Consider the following 18,241-nt stretch of genomic DNA (forward strand, 5'->3'; position numbering starts at 1 on the left):
TAAGTGTTGCCTAGAAACGACCGGAACGCGGCCGTTCAGTCCTCGTCGCGTCGCGCGTTCTCGGCCCACGTCTCGATCTGCATGGTCGAGACCTCGATGTGTTCGGCGAGCTCCTCGGCGTCGGCGTTGACGAGCTCCTCGGCGCTCGAGACGCCGGCCTCCTGGAGACGCTCGGCGTAGGAGTCGCCGATGCCCGGGATCGTTCGGAGATCGGTCCGCGCCGCGCTCTCGACGACCGGCTCCTCGTCGCCGTCGCGGTCGGCTCGTTCCGCTACCTCGGTCTCGAGGTCGGCCCCTTCCTCGGAGTCGGGTTCGCTCTCGAGTCCCGCGTCGGCGTCTCCCGCCCCGATGTCGGGTGCCGCCTCGTCCTCGTCGGTTTCGGCCGCGACGTCGACGCCTCCGTCGGTCCCGTTCTCGGTCGGAGCGTCGACGTCGACGCCGGCGTTCGTGTCTTCGTCCGAGTCCGCGTCGGTCTCGACGTCGTCGAGTTCGTCGGCCTCGAGATCGATGTCCTCCTCGTTCTTGATCTCGGGCTCCTCCTCGAGATCGGCCGCGTCGACCTCGACGTCCTCCGCGAGAGCGGCGTCGGGCTCCTCGCCCTTCTCGATCGACTCGGCCTCGGGTTCCTCGGCGCCCGAGCGCTCGGCGTACCACTCACACACCTGCGGCCAGAGCTTGGCGTGGGACTTCGAGGAGACCGACAGCCCGATGTGGCCCGTCGGGAACTCCATGACCTCGGTGTCCTCGCTCGCGGCGAGCTCGTTGAACGGCGTCGAGGCCTCCGGCGGGATCAGGTGGTCGTACTCGCCGACGATCTGGACGATCGGCATCTCCAGGTTCGAGAGGTCGACGTGCTCGTCGCCGACGTAGAGCTCGTTCTTCGCGAGCTTGTTGTTCTGGTAGATGTCGATCAGGAACTGCTTGTAGGTCTCGCCGGCGACGTCGATCCCGTCGTTGATCCACTGTTCCATGCGACCGAAGTTCTCGACGAACTCCTCGTCCTCGATGTTGTCGTAGAGCTGGACGTACTTCGTGACGAAGTTCTGCACCGGGTCCATGATCGCGAACCCGATGTCGAGGAAGTCGGCGGGGACGTTCCCGAAGGTGTCGGTCACCGTCGAGGGCGAGTAGTACTCCTCGTCACCCCACTGCTCGAGGACGCCGCCCGTGCCCGTAAAGCAGAGCCCGGCGGCCATCAGCCCGAGGTTTCTGACCTTCTCGGGGTGGAGTGCGGCGTACATCACGCTCATCGTTCCGCCCATGCAGTAGCCGAGGATGTTGATCGAGTCCTGGCCCGAACGCTCGCGGACCACGTCGACGCAGTTGTCGGTGTAGCGCTGGACGTAGTCCTCGAGGGTGAGCCCTGCGTCCATCGCCGAGGGCTCGTTCCAGTCGATCATGTAGACGTCGAAGCCGTTCTCGAGCAGCGTGCGGATGACGCTGCGGTCGGGCTGCAGGTCGAGGATGTACGGCTTGTTGATCAGCGCGTAGACGATGAGGATCGGGACGTCGTGTTGCTCCTCGGTCTGGGACTCGTAGTGGAGCAGTTCGAGCTTGTTCTCCTCGTAGACGACCTCGCTCGGCGTCTGGCCGACGTCGACATCGGCCAGCCGTTCGAGCTGTTCGGGCGCGTCGGCGCCCTTCTCGAGCGCGTCGGCGGTCTTCTCCCAGCTCTTCCGGTAGAGGTCGAGCCCGGCGGTGAAGGGGTTCGGGTTGGAGGCCGTCATTCTTCGTCTTCGAGGTGGTCGATGACCGTGTCGAGTTTCCGCTCGACGGCGTGCTGGCGGCGCTCGAGTTCGATCAGTCGCTCGCCGACCTCTTGGACGTCGCGCTTGGTGGCGAAGCCGAGGGTGTGGAGCGTCTCGTCGGCGAGATCGTCGATCTGCTGCTGATACTCGAGTGCCTCCTCGACGGTCTGGCCCGTCGTCGCCGCGAACGCCGTCGTATCGGCGACCTCCTTGAACGCCTCGTTGGCTGCGTTGAGCCAGATGTCGCGGAACTCCTCGGGCTCGACGTCCTCGCCGCTCATCGCGTCCATCGAGCGCTCGTAGGCCTGCTGGGACGCCTCCATCCACGTCGTGTACGCGTTGGCGGTTCCCTCGAAGGCCTCACCCATCTGTTCGGGATCGCTCGTCTGCTCGAGCGTCTCGAACCAGGACTCGACGAACTGGGTCTGGGCCTCGACGTTCTGTTCTAGACTCTGTGCGAACTGCTGGTTCATGGCTTGCATGAACTCGTTCCACTGGTTTGGTTCTGACATGGGTAGCTCCGTTTCGCTCATCGTTTGTAGTATGGTCGGCCGCATTGAAAAGGCTAAAGGTTCATCGCTCGTTCGCGTCCTCGGCTGGCTCGACGACGACCTCGGTTCGCGCTCGCGTCCGATCCGCGGCGTCTCCCCTCGGGCGAGCGTCGACCATCGAGGCGTACTGTTCGACGAGTTCGTCGTAGGCTGCGGCGTTCTCCGCCGCGAGCCGGTCGACGGCGTCCCACGACTGCGCGTGGAACTCGAGCAGCGTCGTGAACCCCTCGTCGACGGCCTCCTGGCCTGCCGCGGCGCCCGCGCCGGGGAGCGCCTCGAAGTAGGCGTCGACCGCACGCTGGGTCGCCTCGACGTTCCGGCGCTGAGTCTCCTCCTGCGCGTCGAGGACGTCGCGAAACGCCTCGACGGCCTCGCGCTGAGTCGCGAGTCCGCGCCCGAACGCCCAAGTGCTCCGCCGCAGCATCGTCGACTGTGCGTCGAACGCTCGTTCCATGGGCGTCTCAGTCATCGTCGTCGCCTCCCGTATCGAGGGGAATGACTATCGTCTGAACGATGTCGCCCTCGTCGATGTCGAGCGCCTCGCGCTCCGCGTCGGGGATGCTGATGCGCCCGCCGCTCTGGACGCGCGTCTTGAACGTCGCCGCCTCCATGCTCATCGCCGAGAGCCCGGAGAGCCCGCCCAGACCGCCCGTCGGTACGGACGGGGCCGCGCCGTCGTTCATCTTCGACATCCACTCCGCGAACAGCTTCTGTTGCTGTCCGACGGCCTCCTCGCTCGCCTCCTGCATCTGGTTCGCGAACATCGCAGGCGGCCACCACGGATTGTCACCCTCGTTCGTCATCTATTCGTGAGAAGGGACGCCACCGGGATAAGCGTTACCTAGAGATGCCACGAGATACCCTCAAGTGGTGTTCAATGTCGAATTCGGGGGCCTCGCTCGGGGTTACCGACCCGCCTCGCCCTGCGAGAGGAGCACGACCATCGACAGCCCCGAGACGACCACGAGCAACAGCGCGGGAACCGCGGCGTACTGGAAGTACGCCGCCTCCTGTGCGCGCCAGATGTGGGTGACGAGCGACTCGAAATCCGTCGGTCGGAGGATCAGCGTCGCCGGCAGTTCCTTCATCGTCGTCAGGAAGACCAGCGCCGCTCCGGCGACCACGCCGGGGGCGATCAGTGGGAGGGTGACCCGGCGGAAGGCCCGGTGGGGGGTCTCGCCGAGCGTGCGTGCTGCCTCGACGAGGCGTGGATCTACCTGTCGGGTGGTGGTCCGGATCGCGCCGACGGCCTGGGGCATGAACCGGACGGTGTAGGCGAACACCAGAAGCGGGATCGTCTGGTAGAGCCCCGGCAGGTAGCCCGCGCCGAAGTAGACCAGCGCGAGCGCCAGGACGACCCCCGGAACCGCGAAGCCGACGTACGTCGCGCGCTCGAACACCGTCGAAAGCGGGCCGTCGTCGGTGGCGGCGAAGTACGCCACCGGCAGCGCCGCGAGCGTGGCGACGAGCGCCGCGACTCCCGCGACCCAGACGGAGTTGAACGCGAACGCCCACTCGAAGGCGAGCGACGGCCGTCCTCCGGTCTCGGCGGTGACCAGCCACAGACCGAGGATCCAGATCGGTACGACCAGCGCGAACACGGCGATCGACGCCGGCAACAGCGTCGCGGGCCAGCGAAGCCTCCCGAGCGGGACGACGGCCTCGCCGGGGGTCTCGCCGAGGTCGCCGTGGATCGTTCGCTCCGACCGGACCCACCGTTCGAGCGCCAGCACGGCGATCACGATCACGAGCAGCTGCAACGAGAGCAGCGCCGCGTAGTCCTGTCCGAAGGCGTTGTACTCGACGTAGATCTGCCGGGTGAACACGGGCAGGCGCATGATCGTCGGCGTCCCGAAGTCGGAGACGGCGTACAGCGCGGCCAGCAGCGCCCCCGCGGCGATCGCGGGGCGGATGTGGGGGAGCGTCACCCGCCGGAACGCCGACCACCGCCCGTGGTTCAGCGTCCGCGCGGCGTCGACGAGCGTCGTGTCGAACGAGAGCAGCGCGGCCCGAGCCGTGAGGTAGACGTAGGGATACGTGTAGAGCGTGATGACGGCGACCGTGCCCGGGAAGCCGTAGATCTCGGGCAGGCGCTCGATCCCCAGCGGGGCGAGCAGCGAGTGGAACTCGCCTCGTGGACCGAACGCCGAGACGAACGCGAACGCGCCGATGTAGCTGGGGATCACGAGCGGCAGCGAGACGACGATCGACCAGAACCGCCGGAACGGCAGGTCCGTCCGAACGGTGAGGAACGCCAGCGGAACGCCGATGAGAACGGATAGAACGGTGACGGCGGCCATGAGCAGCAGGCTGTTGACGACCACCTCGACGGTCGCGGGACGGGCCAGCATCGACAGCGCGCGCTCGGGATCGACGGTCGCCGCCTGGAGGACGAGCCACGTCAGCGGGAACACGACGATCGCGGCGATCGCGCCGCATAGAAGCGCCAGTCCGAACGGGAGACCGTGGATTCGCGAGCGCAGCGAGGTGGGAACGACTGATCTCATCGGTGGTGAATTCGAGGAGTCCGGACGGACGCGGCCCCGTCGCGTTCCGATCGCGCCGCAGCCCCTCTCTCGGAAGGGATCGTGGTTCAACGGATATAAGGTTTAGGTTAGCCTAATCGCCTCGCATGGAGCTGACCAGGCGGGACGCGCTCGTCGCGCTCGGCGCCGTCGGTGCCATCGGTGCCATCGGTGCCGGCACGGCCGCGGTCGGGGTCCGCGACCTCGACGACGGCGAGTCCGACGAGAACGGCGAGCGGATTCGGGAGACGCTGGTCGCCGCCGCCGAGGTCGTCTATCCGAGCGAACTCTCCGGCATCGAGACGTTCGTCGGGACGTTCCTCGATGGCCGTCTCGATCGGGAGGACCACGCCGCCGGTCTGCACGACGCCGTCGAGGAGCTCGACGATCTGGCCGCCGAGTGGTACGACGGCCGGTTCGCCACGCTCTCTCGGGAGGACCGCGACCGCCTCCTCCGGGAGGTCGGAGCACACACGGCCGAGGAGAATCCCGACGGCACGACCGCCCAGCGGGTTCGCTACTACGTGGTCAACGAGCTGCTGTTGGCGCTGTACTCCTCGCCGACCGGCGGCGAGCTGGCCGGCCTCGAGAACCCACAGGGTCACCCGGGCGGGATCGACTCCTACCGGCGGGGGCCGAGCGCGTGAGCGCCCGAACCCCCGTCGAGGCCGACGTCTGCGTGATCGGGGCCGGGCCGGCCGGCGCGCTGGTGGCCGATCGGCTCGCCGGCGCGGGCCACGGCGTCGTGATCCTCGACGCCGGTCCCCGGTTCGACGACGCCGACCGGATCGAGCGCATGGAACGAGCGATTCGCCCGGCGTACGACCGGCCGGACGTCTGGGAGATGGACGGCGAGCGCGACGCCCACTCGAACTCCGGCGAGCGATCCTACCCGCTGAACCACGCCCGCGTCAAGGGGATCGGCGGCTCGACGCTCCACTGGCAGGGGATGGTGATGCGGCTTCACGAGGCGGACTTCGAGACCCGGAGCCGGTACGGCGTCGGCGTCGACTGGCCGCTCTCCTACGACGACCTCCGGCCGTACTACGCCACAGCCGAGCGGGAACTCGGCGTCGCTGGCGCCGACGACAACCCGTTCGGCCCGCCCCGCGAGGAGCCGTTTCCCATGCCCGCGTTCGCGCCCTCCTACAGCGACGGGCTGTTCGCCGAGGCCTGCGAGGAACTCGAAATCGCGATGCACTCGGTCCCGAACGCCCGCAACTCCGAACCCTACGGCGATCGAGGTGCCTGTGTCGGCTACGGCACCTGCCAGCCCGTCTGTCCGTCGGGAGCGAAGTACGACGCCTCGGTCCACGTCCGGGCCGCCGAGCAGCGGGGCGCGACCGTGATCGATCGCGCCCCCGTCCAGCGCCTCGAACACGGCGCCGAGAGCATCGAGGCCGCGACCTACGCGACGCCCGACGGCGAGACCCACAGACAGGAGGCCGACGCGTTCGTGCTGGCCTGCGGCGGCGTCGAGACGCCTCGACTACTACTGCTCTCGGACTCGGAACGCTATCCCGACGGCCTCGCCAACTCGAGCGGCCTCGTCGGGCGATGCTTCATGGATCACCCCTTCGCGGGGATGGGCGGCACGATCGACGAGCCGACCCGCCAGAACCACGTCGGCTTCCTCACCAGCGAGAGCCACCAGTTCTACGACGACGCCGATAGCGAGGTCGGCCCGTTCAAACTGGAGTTCTTCAACTACGCCGGTCCCTCGCCCGTCGAGACGGCTCTCGGGGGAGACGAGTGGGGCGACGCCCTGCTCGATCGACTGCGGTCCGAGTACGGCACCCACGTCGGGTTGGGCGCGCTGGTCGAACAGCTCCCCCGCGAGGAGAGCTACGTCGGGCTGGATCCCGACCGGACCGACGATCACGGCAACCCCGTCCCCGAGATCCACTGGGACCTCGACGACCGCGCGCTGCGCACCCTCGAACGCGCGAACGAGGTGCAACGCTCGATCCTCGAGGAGATGGGCGCCGAGATAACCTGGACCGTCAGCCCCGAGAACGCCGGTCCGGCCTTCCATCACATGGGGACGACCAGGATGGGCGAGGACCCCGACGAGAGCGTCGTAAACCCTCGGCTGCGAACCCACGACCTCTCGAACTGCTGGATCGTCGGAAGCAGCGTCTTCCCCACCGGCGGCGCGGTCAACCCGACGCTCACCATCGCCGCGCTCGCGCTCCGGGCCGCGGAGGCGGTCGACGAAGCGCTCTGACTCAGGTGATTTAGGCAAACCTAAAAAGACAAGTACGAGCGCTCGGAAGGGGCGGTCATGAGCGATCTCCTGCGATCGATCCGGCGATCCGCGACGACCGACGAGCCCGGAGAGTTCACCTTCGAGGACGTGAGCGTCGTGATGGGAACGTACGATGAAGAAGAGGCGATCGGGACGGTGCTCTCCGATATCGAGCGCGTTACCGACGGGAAGGCCGAGGTCGTCTGCGTCGACGGTTCCTCGGACCGCACGCCCGAGATCGCGCGCGAGCATGGCGCGCGCGTGATCGAACAGGAGCCCCAGGGTTACGGCGTCGCCGTGCGCGAGGCGATCCTCGCGCCCGATCGGCCCGTCGTGGTGACGACCGACTGCGACGACACCTATCCGATGGAGGCGCTCCCCGACTTCCTCGAGTTGATCAACGAGGGCTACGACGTCGTGAGCGGCGATCGGCTCTACTACGGCGCCGACGCGATGCCGGCGGCAAACAGGCTAGGAAACGAGGCGTTCGCGCTGCTCACGAGCGTCCTCTCGGGGAACCGCGTCCACGACACCACCACTGGGATGCGCGCGTATCGCCGCGAGGTCGTCGAGTCGATCGAGTGGACCGAGAACACCGGGCTCTCGGCCGAACTCCTCATCCGTCCGGTGCTGCGCGGGTACGACGTCCGCGAGCGTCCGATCGAGTACCGCGAACGCGCAGGCGAGACCAAACTCGATCCCGTTCGGGGCGGCGCCGAGATCGCCGCGTCGATCGTGAAGGTCTGTCTCGAAGAACGGTTTCGCTGACGGGACGGACGCGGGTGATCGATCCCGTCCTTCTCGAGATCGGCGGTGAACGCACCGAAGATGCCGGACGCAAATACGTCAGCGCGATCCCGATTCCGTCTCGTCGCTCTCCTCGACGTTCGTCTCGAAGACGACGCCCTCCCGATGTGCGTCGGGCCGATCCGGCAGGTACGTTCCCTCGTTGCCACAGTCGTCAACCAGCGGACAGACCGTCCGTTCGGGCGGCCAGAGCGCCTCGACGCTTCCATTGGTCGTGCGTACCGTCGTCGCCTGTCGATAGGTGAGCGTCGAGCCGTCGTGCCCGACGAGCCGAACGAGGACGACGATTTCGTCGGTGGCGCCGACTGCGACCGACGGCTCGTCGTTCGCCTCGATCCCGCCGGTCGCCGGCGTCCCGCCCTCGACGGCGACGAGCCGCGCGGCGTCGGAATCCAGCGTCCACTCGACGGCGATCCTCTCGCCGGGATCGTCGATCGCGTACGTCGCACGGTCGCCGGCTCGGTTCTCCACCTGTACGGTCACCCGATCGACGTTCGCGGAGTCGGGCACGCCGATAGCGGTCTCGCCCGCGAGGCGCTCGCCCTCCCGCACCGTGAGGGATTCGAGCTTCGGGACGACGTGGCGATCCGGCTCCGGCGTCCACTCGCCGCGGTAGGCGTAGCGGTGGTACTCCCGGTCGGGGTAGGCGTCGACGACGGCGAAGTCCTCGGCCGGCTCGCGATCGAGCGCGTAGACGACCTCCCCGTCGAACCCCGGCTCGTTGCGGAGGTACTGGAAGGGGTGGTTCTGCCACTCGCCGTACGGCGTCGGAAGGAACACCACCGCGTCGTCGAACTCGGCCGTCTCGAACGGCTCGTAAGCCCGCTCGAACTTCTCGGTGTGGGCGGCGTTTCGCTCGAGCGGAGCGCCGACGAGGGCGGCGTTCGCGACGCCTCCGAGCGCGAGGCCCGCGACGAGCACGATCGCCAGCACGAGGCGGGTGCCGCGCCGGGAGAGTCGATCGAAGAGCAGTTCACGCAGCCGGCGCCAGCCGGCGACGACCGCGACCGCGGCGAAGACCGACAGGGGGACGAGCAGATCGAAGTGATAGACCGGGCCGATCAGCGCGATCAGGCCGTCGGTGGGATCTCCCATCGTCGCGAGCACGTTGCGGTTCCCCCAGAAGGCGACGTTCCCGGCCGTGACCGTCACGAACAGGCCCGCGAGCGCCGAGACGGCGACCGCGTCGGCCTCGTACAGCGCCGAGGTCGCCCCTCCGTTCAGTCGGCGACGTATCGCGATCGCGAGCCCGCAGAGCGCACACGTGGTCCCGAGGAGGCCGGCGGTGAACCAGCGCGTCGCGAGGTACCACAGCACGTACCCGTTCGCGCGCAGCCCCAGTTCTGGCGTGTACTCGATCGAGTGATCGAGGAGCCGGCGCCGGCCGAACCCGGGGCCGTCCATCGGCGCGAACGCTTCGAAAGGGAACACGAGTGGCGAGCCCGTCAGGTGGGCGTTGTACGCGAGCGTCAGGCCGACGAACGCCAGTCCGCCGGCCGCCGTCAGTGCCTGCCTTCGAACGGGTTCGGGAGGCGGTCTGAGACCCCGCTCGCGGAGCGCTCGACCGACCGACCACAGCGCGTGGGCGATGAACGGCACGGCGAAGAGCACGGCCGTGTAGGGTCGCGCGAAGAAGGCGAGGCCGACCGCGATGCCGGCGCCGACGGCGTACCGGGGATCGCGTCGACGGACGCCCCGGAGGTAACAGACGGCGAACAGCAGGTTCAACAGCGTGGTCGGTGCGTACGGCAGGAAGACCGACCCCGTGACGAGCGAGAGCGGCGCGGCCGCGAACAGCGCGGCGGCGACGATGCCGACCCGTCGGTCGAACGCCATCGATCCCAACAGATAGACCAGCGCGGCGTTGCCTGCCGCGACGGCGGCGAGCGTCACCCGCGGCTCGCCGAACAGCGCGATCGAGACGGCGTACATCGCGGCCGGCACGGGCGCGTACTTCGGGTAGAGCCGGCCGCCGTCCTCGACGAAGAACCAGGGGCGAAACGCGCCCGCGAGCTCGCCGGCGTACAGCTGGAGCTGCCCCTCTAGAAGCATCGCCGCCTGCTGGAGGTATACCGCCTCGTCGTGGTTGTTCGAGTGGTAGGGAAAGACCTCGCGAGCGACGACGAAAACGGCGACGGCGGCGACCGCCGCGACGAACGCGGCGGCGAGACGTTCACGGTTCGATCGCCAAACGGGGACCATGACGCGCCGCGTCAGACGTCGATCCCGACGTCACGCATCAGGTTGATCGTCGGCTCGAGATCCGACAGCTGGGTCAGATCCAGCTCCGAGGGCGGGTTGAGCTCGTCGATCGTCGGGAGGTCGCCGACGGGCTCGACGTCGGGGATCAGCGGGTACTCGAAGGTGGTCCGGGCGAAGTAGTCCTGGGCCTCCGCGGAGAGCAGGTGTCGGATGAAGTTCGCGCCGAGGTCGACGTCAGCGGCGGCGTCGGTGACGGCTCCCCCCGCGACGTTGAAGATCGCCCCGGCGTCGCCCTGGGTGAACGACGTCTCGATGGGCGCGTCCGGCGAGCCGTCGAGCACGCGCTGGATGTAGTAGTGGTTCGTGAAGCCGGCGTCGATCTCGCCGTCGGCGATCGCCTGACACGTCGCGAACTCGTCGGGGTAGTCGGTGATCCCGCTCTCGACGACGCCCTCCAGCCACTGGCGGGTCTCCTCCTCGCCTCTGAGCAGCCGCATCGCGGTGACGAACGCCTGACACGAGCCGTAGGAGGGCGCCCAGCCGAGCGATCCCTCGAAGCCGCCGGAGTAATCGTCGATGCTGTTCGACATGTCGTCGGCCGAGAGCGCCTCGGTGTTGAACGGGACCGTCCGAGCACGACCCGAGGTGCCGATCCAACTCTCGGCGCGGAACTCCTCGCGAACCAGTTCGAGCAGGTCGTCGGGAAGCGATCGGGTGCGGCCCTCGTCGGCGAGCGCGCCGAGCGACCCGGCGTTGACCGAGTAGAACACGTCGGCGGGCGTCCCCTCGCCCTCGGTGATGATCTGGTTGACGAGGTCGGTCGAGTCGCCGTAGCGCACGTCCACCGAGAAGTCGTCGTACTGCTCCTCGATGTACTGGAGGAGGTCGCCGACGAGGAACTCACCGCGACCGGAGTAGACCGTGAGTTCGCCCTCGAGCGGCGGCATCTCGTCCATCGGCGTCCCGCCGGGCGCGTCTCGCCCCTCGCGGCCCGAACCGATCTGGCCGATCTCGGACTCGTTCCCGCTCTCGTTTCCGTTACCCTCGTCCCCGTCGTCGCCGAACAATCCCGTACATCCCGCCACGCCCGCGGTTCCGAGAGCCGTCGTCCCCAGTAGGAACCGCCGGCGAGTGCTCGAGTCGAGGTTTCGTCGCGTCATGTGTTTTAGGCTCCCCTAAACGAACTTATACCTATTGTTTCAGTCGTCGGCGACCGCGGGGACCCGGGAGAGCGCGTCGAGACACTCGAGCCAGTCGAGCATGGACTCGCCGACGTGGTTGAGAAAGGCCCCGTTTCGGTACTCGTCGAACTCGCCCTCGGCGAGCCGCCGGCCCATCGCCTCGTAGACCGCGGCGTAGTCGTCGGCGTCCCTTCCCACCCCGTCCTCGGACGATCCGTCCGTCCGAGCGGCCCGTGGAACCGGAGGTTCCACGCTGTCGATCAGTTCCCAGAGGTGTTCGTTGAGCTCCAGGCCAGCGACCTCGTTGTGGAGGTCGTCGAACGTCGAGCGCTTCGCCTTGTTGTGCTCACAGAGCGGACGACCGTTGTAGATCCGCGTTCCGAGCACGTCGCAGGCGCGCTTGAGGAAGACGCCGCTCCAGATGTCGTCGAACCGCCCGACGTCCCACGCGTTGTCGTCCATCGGTAGCTGGTAGAACGCCGGGATCACCTCCCGCTCGAACGCGAGGTTCATCGAACAGACGGTGAGGTAGTTCCCGCGTTCGGCGACGAAGTCGCGCTCGAACTCCTCGCGAGCCGTCCGGGTCTGGGCCTGTCCCTCCAGGTCGCCGTCCATCAGGATGCGCACGGCGTCGAGGTCCGGAACGTTCGTCCAGAGCCCCTGCGAGGCGACGACGTCCTCGATCTCCCGAGTGTCGGTCTCGACGGTCTCGTCCATCGCCGAGTAGGGGTATCCGCGGGGGTAGAGCCCGTGTTCGTCGGCGTTCTGATAGAGGACGTTCACCCACTGCTCGTCGGAGGAGACCGATTCGACCTCGCCCTCGAACGCGAGGTTCGCCATGTGTCGGCCGAAGAAGTCGTCCTCGGCGTGCGGGAGAGTGTCGTCGTCGATGAAGATCCCGTACTCGAACTCGCCGGCCCACATGTACAGTAACCCGAAGCTCGTCTCCGCGTGGCTCGCCGCCGGAACGAGGTGGTCGTACTCCGCGATCCCCTTCTCCTCGTACCACTCCCGGCGCCGGGAGCCGTCGAAGACCTCCCCGGAGACGCCCTCCTCCTCGAGCATCGCCTCCATCGCGTCGGTCTCGCAGAAGTCCTCCGTCACCAGCAGGACGTGGAGCCGCGAGAGGTCGAACCCGTGGTCGCGTGCGTTCCCGAAGTACTCGCGCAGACAGTCGTACTCCCGGATGGTCGGAACGATGACGCAGATGTCGCGGCTCATTTCCCTACGAGCACTCTTTAGGCCTCCCTAAAAAATTTGCCGATGCGAATCGGCGACCGGGATCCACGCCTCGTCGGTTCACGGCTCCGGCTCCGGACCGGCCGATCGCTCGCGCGCCTCCGAGAGCGAGACGTCGAACGCCGCGAGGGAGAGGCCGCCTCCGGCGAGCGTGACGGCGTTCTTCAGCGCGTGATCGACGATGGCCGCGCCGAGCGCCGTTCCGGCGCCGACCGGCGTGATTCCGACGATCAGTCCGGTGAACGCCGCCTCGTACAGTCCTATCCCGCCCTGCGAGAGCGGAACCACCTTCGCGAGGTTACCAACGCTGACCGCGAGCGTACCCGCGACCAGCAGCGTTCCGACGTCGAGGTCGGTCCCGAACGCCGCCAGGACCAGCACGGCCGTCAGCGCGTCGAGCGCCCAGACGAGGAGGCTCCCCACCCCGATCGCCGCGAGACCGCGGCGATCCCGAGCGACGACCCCGACGTCGTCGGCGAACCGGAGCGCCCACTCGACGACCCGCCGAATCCTCGGACGTCCGGCGACCTGCGCCCGAAGCGTCGATCCCATCGACGAGTCGCTCCGTGTCGCGGCGACGACCACGACGGTCAGGACGAGGGCTGCGAGACCGACCGAGAGTGCGGCTCCGACGGCGGACCCGCCCCCGTCGACGGCCGCGAGTCCGAGCGCGTTCGGCCCGCCCGTCGCGACGACCACGACGAGGGCGCCCACCGACAGCACGACCAACGCCAGCAGGTCGAAGGCACGCTCGACCGCGAGCGAGGCAAAGCCCGAGGGATAGGGGACCGCGCGGTGGCGTTTCACGAGGTACGCCCGGACCGCATCGCCGGCCCGTGCGGGAACGACGAGGTTGGCCGTCTGGCTCGCGAAGGTGGCCATGGTGAGAAAGCCCGTCCCACCCTGCTGTCCCATCGTTCCCAGCACGTCGTCGTATCGTCGTCCACGGAGCGGCCAGGAGGCGGCGTAGACGACCGTCGCGACCCCGAGAACCCGCGGGTCCGCGCGGAGGACGCTCTCGACGACGGGGTCGACGTCGACCGTCAGGACCGCGGCGACGAGCGCGACCGCGAGCAGCGCGGTTCCCGCGAGCGTCAGTCGGCGCGTCGTCACCCGTTTCGCGTTCGAACGCGCCTCCCCCTCGTTCCCGTCCATACCCTCTCTGGCCCGAACGGACAGTTAACTCCATCTACCTCCGCTGACCTCGAACGCGGTCGACACGCCGACGCCGTGTCTCGGAGCGTCGCGCCGTCCGACGGGACCGCTCGCCGGTTTAGGAAGACCTAAACGCGTAGATGTGGTACGCGGAAAGCGAAACGATCCATGAGTCGACCGATGCCGTTCCGGGCGTCAGCCGCCGTCTCCCGATCGAGCCGGCGATGGAACGGAATGCTCCGTCGATGTTCGCGCCGCCTCGGGGCAGAACGTCGACTGAATGGCCGCAGGGAGGGATACGACAGTGTCTGAATCAGTACGTGTCGAACGAACGCGTGAGAAGCGGGAGACCGAACCGGAGACCACGGCCCTCGAACTCGACGGCGTCACGAAACGCTACGGTCCCGAGACGGCCGTCTCCGATCTATCGGTCTCGGTCCGCGAGGGAGAACTGCTGACGCTTCTGGGTCCGTCGGGCTGCGGGAAGACCACGACGCTTCGGATGATCGCCGGCCTCGAACGGCCCGACGACGGGCGGGTTCGAGTCGGTGACTCGACCGTCGCGGACGGGAACGCGTTCGTCGGCCCCGAAAGCCGGGACATCGGAATCGTCTTCCAGAACTTCGCGCTGTTTCCCCACCTCAGCGCGGCCGAGAACGTCGGGTTCGGGCTGGACGACCGTCCCGAGGACGAGCGCGAGGCCCGCGTCGAGGAACTGCTCGATCTGGTGGGGCTCGCAGACCACGCCGACAGCGAGCCGAGCGAGCTCTCGGGCGGCCAACAACAGCGCATCGCGCTCGCACGTTCGCTCGCGCCCGAGCCCGAGATACTGCTGCTCGACGAGCCGTTCAGTAACCTCGACGTCGACCTCCGGGTGGAGATGCGCGAGGAGGTCCGCCGGATCCTCAAGGAGGCCGGCGTCACCGGGATCTCGGTCACCCACGACCAGGAGGAGGCGATGTCGATCTCGGATCGGGTCGCGGTGATGAACCAGGGTTCGATCGAGCAGATCGGCCGGCCCGAGGAGGTGTTCCAGCACCCCAGATCCCGGTTCGTCGCGGGATTCCTCGGCCACGCGAGCTTCCTCTCGGGCTACGTCTCGGGCGACCTCGTCGAGACCTCGCTGGGGCCGGTGGGTCGCGACCGGATCTACGGGTTGGCGACCGAGTACGACCACACCCGGATCGACGTGCTCGTCCGGCCCGACGACGTGCTCGTCCGGCCGGCCGAAAGCGAGGAGGGCGCCGACGGACGCGTGACCTACCGCCGGTATCTCGGGCCGACGGTGCTCTACCGGGTCGAGCTCGAGGACGGCGACGTGGTCGAGGCGATGCACAACCACGCGGAGCAGATCTCGCTCGACACGCCCGTGACCGTCGAGCTCGCCGCCACGCATGACCTGGCGTGGTTTCCCCTCGAAGAGCATTGACCCCCGGTTTCGCTTACCGCTCGTCGACCTTCTGTCCCCAGAACCCGCCGTGTTTTCGCACCTCGAGGTCGCCCTCGACGCGCGTCTGGCAGGCCAGCCGAAGCCCCGAATCGAGGTCGTGGGGCCACTTCGAGAGGCGTTCGCGCTCGCGGTCGGTCATCTCGCTCGTCGGTCCATCGATCTCGACCGCACAGGTACCACAGATCGCCCGACCCCCGCAGTTGGCGTAGTTCGACGCGCCGTTGTGCGGCGACAGATCCGCCTCCAGCAGCGTCTCGCGTAGCTCGGAACCCGTCTCGCACTCGATTCGCTCGTTCTCGAACGTCACGGTGGGCATACCGGAGCTTCGATCTCGGTCGTCAAAACGGTTGGCTCCGGTTCGCACGACGTGGCGTCGACCGGACCGAACGTGACAGCCCCCACCACAGCTATGACGTGGTCCGCGTCCGTAGTCGTAATATGGATCAACGAGTCCTCGTTCCGTTCGACGGGTCGGAACCCTCGCGCACCGCACTCGATCGGGCGCTCGAGGAGAATCCCGACGCGGAGATAACGGCGCTACACGTGATCGATTCGAGCGAGCTGTCGTACGGCGGAGCCGGGGCGGGTGCGGCCGAGAGCCTCACCGACGCGCGCAGGGAGGAGGCCGAGGAGCTCTTCGACGAGGTGCGGGACCGGGCGGAGGCCTACGGGGCGACGCTGACGACGGTGATCGAAGTGGGCCAGCCCGGAGACGTCATCGTCTCGTACGCCGAGGAGAACGATATCGATCACATCATCATGGGGAGTCACGGCCGATCGGGTCTCTCGCGCATCCTCGTCGGAAGCGTCGCGGCGACGGTCGTCAAGAACTCCTCCGTGACGGTGACGATCGCCCGCTGAGGCTCCGACCCGCCAGTCTCATCGACGGTCAGTCCGGGATTCGGTGCTCGAACCGCGGGACCTTGGTTTCACTGAGCCCGTCGACGAGCGATTCCCTCGGCGAGCCGGGGAAACGCCATCATCGCGACACATCCGACGGCCACCGCCACGGCGAGTGAGACCGGTGGAGACGCCACGAGCGTGGCGAGAGCGACGCTGCCGTAGGCCGCCACGAGGAGGACGAGATTGTAGTAGACCAGGCGCACTCCGACGAGCAACGGTGTCGTCGAGACCCACCCGAGCGTGTCGGTAGCCAGCGGGCGGATCAGCCCCATGTGGAGCACGGTCGCGACGATCGTCATCGTCGTTACGGCGACGAATGCCGCTCCCGTAACCCCGAACCCGCCGTCGACGACGGTACTGAGGATATAATAGCTGGCGGGGAGGCTCAGACCGAAGACGTCGAGAAAGACGTACGGAAGGTCGTGCAGAAACCGCCCGTACACGTTCTTCTCGGCGGATCCGGTATGCCCCCATCCGAACCACATCCGCCGACGACGGGTGTACGCCGGGCGGGTCTTCCGACCGGGAACGCGGTTACTGCCCCGAACGCGGTCCAGTCGCCCCTCACGGTCCGGCGTATCGTGAGGGGGAGTATCCGACGTCATGAGTGAGTCACCGTCCGAGATAGAATCATAAACGAGTTCCCCGAGTGACGGTCCGCACGTCGGGCGGTCAGTGCATCGCCGACTCGTCGGCGGCCTCCGAGGCGTCGGGGCCGCCGAACTTCAGCGCGATCGATATCGCGACGCAGATCGCGCTCAGGACGGCGATGACGGCGAACCCGCGGGCGTAGCCGATCTCGCCGTAGACGTCGACGAACACGCCCAGGATCGGGAGCACGGTGAGCGTCCCGGCGCCCCCGATTCCGCCGATCCAGCCGGAGGCCCCGCCGACGGCCTCGGGGACGTACTTCGGGACGAGCTCGAAGACCGCCGCGTTGACCACGCCCATCCCGGTTCCGAGCACCATCATCCCGACGAACGAGGGGATCACGGCCTCGGAGAACGTGACGATCCCCGCGCCGAGCACCATGATGCCGTAGCTCACGATGGCGACGTCCTCGCCGCCGAATCGATCGCTGAGGCTGCCTCCCGGGATCCGAATCAACGAGCCGTAGACGACGAAGATCCCGGCGAACAGGCCGGCCGTCGAGAGCGTCAATCCGTGGAAGGCGCTCCAGTAGGTGGGATACCACGTCGAGAGGGCGGTGAACCCGCCGCCGTAGGAGACGGTATAGAGGAAGACGAGCACCCAGGTCCACTTGCTCGTCGAGGACTTCTTCAGCGACTCCTTAGCCCCGCCGGAGGGGAAGACCTCCTGTCCCATCTCCTCGGCGCGGCCCTTCGCTTCGTCGACGTCGAACCCCCGCTTGAGGAACTGGAAGTAGTACGGGTTCGCGCCGTAAAGGGCGTAGAGAACCGCCGCGACGACCATGAACGCGAGCCAGCCCGCGTACGCGAGCGTCAGCCCGCCAACGCCGATCGCCACGGGAATGGCGTAGTTCATCACGCCCGGCCCGACGTTGCCGGCGCCGCCGAAGGCGCCCATCGCGAACCCCTGTTGGTCCTCGGGATACCAGTAGGAGGTCTGGGCGATCCCCACGGAGAACGTTGCCCCGCCGGCGCCCGCCAGAATTCCACAGATCAGCAGCGGTACGTAGAGATGCGACCCGAAGTCGTCGGGATAGAACAGCGCGAGGATGGCGACCAGTCCGGCCATCCCCACGATGGTGATTCCGAACAGGATCAACAGCGGCTTCTTCGCGCCGATCTCGTCGACCCACGCGCCGAACGGCACCCGGAGGGCTACCTTGCTGATGTGGGGCGACGACAGCAGAATCCCGAGCAACGCGCCCGAGATGCCGAGTGCCTCCTGGAACGTCGGTCCCGCGACGCCGTAGAAGACGATGGTGGTGAGGCCCGCGAAGAACGCGAGCGTGGCCATTACCAGGCCCCTACGGGGGCTTCCTGATATGCCGTACTCCTCTCTGTACTCGTCGTTCTCTGCCATCGCTTGCTTATAAATACTCGCCCGTGTTAGTAGTGGCGAAACCCCTCTAAACGGAATTCACGAGCCTTCTAAGTGCCATATTTTCCCTTCGAACTCTCGCTGAATGAGTATTTAAATGAACTCGACGAAGCCGTGCGATGAGCGTTGGGTGAATCCGAACTAGGACGTACGATCGGGAGAACGGCCCGACGGTTTTCGGACCGTTGGGCCCGGCGAATCGGC

Annotated in this window: 17 protein-coding genes; 5 read left to right on the forward strand and 12 right to left on the reverse strand. The window is 67.6% G+C overall.

Annotated elements, in window-relative coordinates; translation table 11 throughout:
• Positions 1-35: 35 nt before the first annotated feature.
• The 5 genes from phaC to V0Z78_RS10395 all read right to left on the reverse strand — a co-directional run bounded on the left by phaC (position 36) and on the right by V0Z78_RS10395 (position 4,806).
• Positions 36-1,727 carry a class III poly(R)-hydroxyalkanoic acid synthase subunit PhaC gene (gene phaC / locus V0Z78_RS10375; protein WP_409338695.1) on the reverse strand — a complete coding sequence of 564 codons (1,692 nt, stop codon included), beginning with the start codon at positions 1,725-1,727 and terminating at the stop codon, positions 36-38.
• Positions 1,724-2,260: a poly(R)-hydroxyalkanoic acid synthase subunit PhaE gene (locus tag V0Z78_RS10380; RefSeq protein WP_336344556.1), complete on the reverse strand. Its 537-nt coding sequence runs from the start codon at positions 2,258-2,260 to the stop codon at positions 1,724-1,726. The genes phaC and V0Z78_RS10380 overlap by 4 nt, the downstream gene beginning before the upstream one ends.
• A gap of 61 nt (positions 2,261-2,321) precedes the next feature.
• Positions 2,322-2,768 (reverse strand): hypothetical protein, encoded by a 447-nt coding sequence (locus tag V0Z78_RS10385; RefSeq protein WP_336344557.1) that lies wholly within the window; start codon positions 2,766-2,768, stop codon positions 2,322-2,324.
• On the reverse strand, positions 2,761-3,102 hold the full coding sequence (locus V0Z78_RS10390) for an AbrB/MazE/SpoVT family DNA-binding domain-containing protein (RefSeq protein ID WP_336344558.1): 342 nt from the start codon (positions 3,100-3,102) through the stop codon (positions 2,761-2,763). The genes V0Z78_RS10385 and V0Z78_RS10390 overlap by 8 nt, the downstream gene beginning before the upstream one ends.
• Positions 3,103-3,204: 102 nt before the next feature.
• Positions 3,205-4,806, reverse strand: a complete 1,602-nt coding sequence (locus V0Z78_RS10395; RefSeq protein WP_336344559.1) for an ABC transporter permease — start codon at positions 4,804-4,806, stop codon at positions 3,205-3,207.
• Positions 4,807-4,931: 125 nt separating this feature from the next.
• Between V0Z78_RS10395 and V0Z78_RS10400 the strand changes: the two genes are divergently transcribed.
• The 3 genes from V0Z78_RS10400 to V0Z78_RS10410 are packed head-to-tail and all read left to right on the forward strand — an operon-like array spanning position 4,932 to position 7,840.
• Positions 4,932-5,471 (forward strand): gluconate 2-dehydrogenase subunit 3 family protein, encoded by a 540-nt coding sequence (locus V0Z78_RS10400; protein WP_336344560.1) that lies wholly within the window; start codon positions 4,932-4,934, stop codon positions 5,469-5,471.
• Complete coding sequence (locus V0Z78_RS10405) at positions 5,468-7,051, forward strand: GMC family oxidoreductase (protein ID WP_336344561.1); 1,584 nt, start codon at positions 5,468-5,470, stop codon at positions 7,049-7,051. Before V0Z78_RS10400 ends, V0Z78_RS10405 begins: the two co-directional genes overlap by 4 nt.
• A 57-nt stretch (positions 7,052-7,108) precedes the next feature.
• Entirely contained in the window at positions 7,109-7,840 is a 732-nt protein-coding gene (locus V0Z78_RS10410) for a dolichyl-phosphate hexose transferase (protein ID WP_336344562.1), read from the forward strand.
• A 78-nt stretch (positions 7,841-7,918) separates the two neighbouring features.
• Here V0Z78_RS10410 and V0Z78_RS10415 read toward each other — a convergent pair whose 3' ends face one another.
• From V0Z78_RS10415 to V0Z78_RS10430, 4 genes are all read right to left on the reverse strand, one after another.
• Positions 7,919-10,081, reverse strand: a complete 2,163-nt coding sequence (locus V0Z78_RS10415; protein ID WP_336344563.1) for a DUF7846 domain-containing protein — start codon at positions 10,079-10,081, stop codon at positions 7,919-7,921.
• An 11-nt stretch (positions 10,082-10,092) separates the two neighbouring features.
• A complete protein-coding gene (locus V0Z78_RS10420) occupies positions 10,093-11,241 on the reverse strand; it encodes an extracellular solute-binding protein (protein ID WP_336344564.1) in 1,149 nt (382 codons plus the stop codon).
• A gap of 39 nt (positions 11,242-11,280) precedes the next feature.
• Positions 11,281-12,483 carry an alpha-1 4-glucan-protein synthase gene (locus tag V0Z78_RS10425; protein ID WP_336344565.1) on the reverse strand — a complete coding sequence of 401 codons (1,203 nt, stop codon included), beginning with the start codon at positions 12,481-12,483 and terminating at the stop codon, positions 11,281-11,283.
• A 78-nt stretch (positions 12,484-12,561) separates the two neighbouring features.
• Positions 12,562-13,656, reverse strand: a complete 1,095-nt coding sequence (locus tag V0Z78_RS10430; RefSeq protein ID WP_336344566.1) for a lysylphosphatidylglycerol synthase transmembrane domain-containing protein — start codon at positions 13,654-13,656, stop codon at positions 12,562-12,564.
• A gap of 280 nt (positions 13,657-13,936) precedes the next feature.
• Here V0Z78_RS10430 and V0Z78_RS10435 point away from each other — a divergent pair, with 280 nt between their 5' ends.
• Positions 13,937-15,085: an ABC transporter ATP-binding protein gene (locus tag V0Z78_RS10435; RefSeq protein WP_409338697.1), complete on the forward strand. Its 1,149-nt coding sequence runs from the start codon at positions 13,937-13,939 to the stop codon at positions 15,083-15,085.
• A gap of 13 nt (positions 15,086-15,098) precedes the next feature.
• Here the strand turns inward: V0Z78_RS10435 and V0Z78_RS10440 are convergent, their stop codons facing one another.
• Entirely contained in the window at positions 15,099-15,422 is a 324-nt protein-coding gene (locus V0Z78_RS10440; RefSeq protein ID WP_336344568.1) for a 2Fe-2S iron-sulfur cluster-binding protein, read from the reverse strand.
• Between the two features lie 122 nt (positions 15,423-15,544).
• On the opposite strand from V0Z78_RS10440, the gene V0Z78_RS10445 reads away from it, so the two are divergent.
• Positions 15,545-15,967: a universal stress protein gene (locus V0Z78_RS10445; protein ID WP_336344569.1), complete on the forward strand. Its 423-nt coding sequence runs from the start codon at positions 15,545-15,547 to the stop codon at positions 15,965-15,967.
• A gap of 68 nt (positions 15,968-16,035) precedes the next feature.
• On the opposite strand, the gene V0Z78_RS10450 is transcribed toward V0Z78_RS10445, so the two are convergent.
• Both V0Z78_RS10450 and V0Z78_RS10455 read right to left on the reverse strand, forming a co-directional pair.
• Positions 16,036-16,452 (reverse strand): hypothetical protein, encoded by a 417-nt coding sequence (locus tag V0Z78_RS10450; protein WP_336344570.1) that lies wholly within the window; start codon positions 16,450-16,452, stop codon positions 16,036-16,038.
• Between the two features lie 229 nt (positions 16,453-16,681).
• A complete protein-coding gene (locus V0Z78_RS10455; RefSeq protein WP_336344571.1) occupies positions 16,682-17,953 on the reverse strand; it encodes an MFS transporter in 1,272 nt (423 codons plus the stop codon).
• Positions 17,954-18,241 lie beyond the last annotated feature (288 nt).

This window comes from Halalkalicoccus sp. CG83 (assembly GCF_037081715.1).
In the GTDB taxonomy this organism is placed as follows: domain Archaea; phylum Halobacteriota; class Halobacteria; order Halobacteriales; family Halalkalicoccaceae; genus Halalkalicoccus; species Halalkalicoccus ordinarius.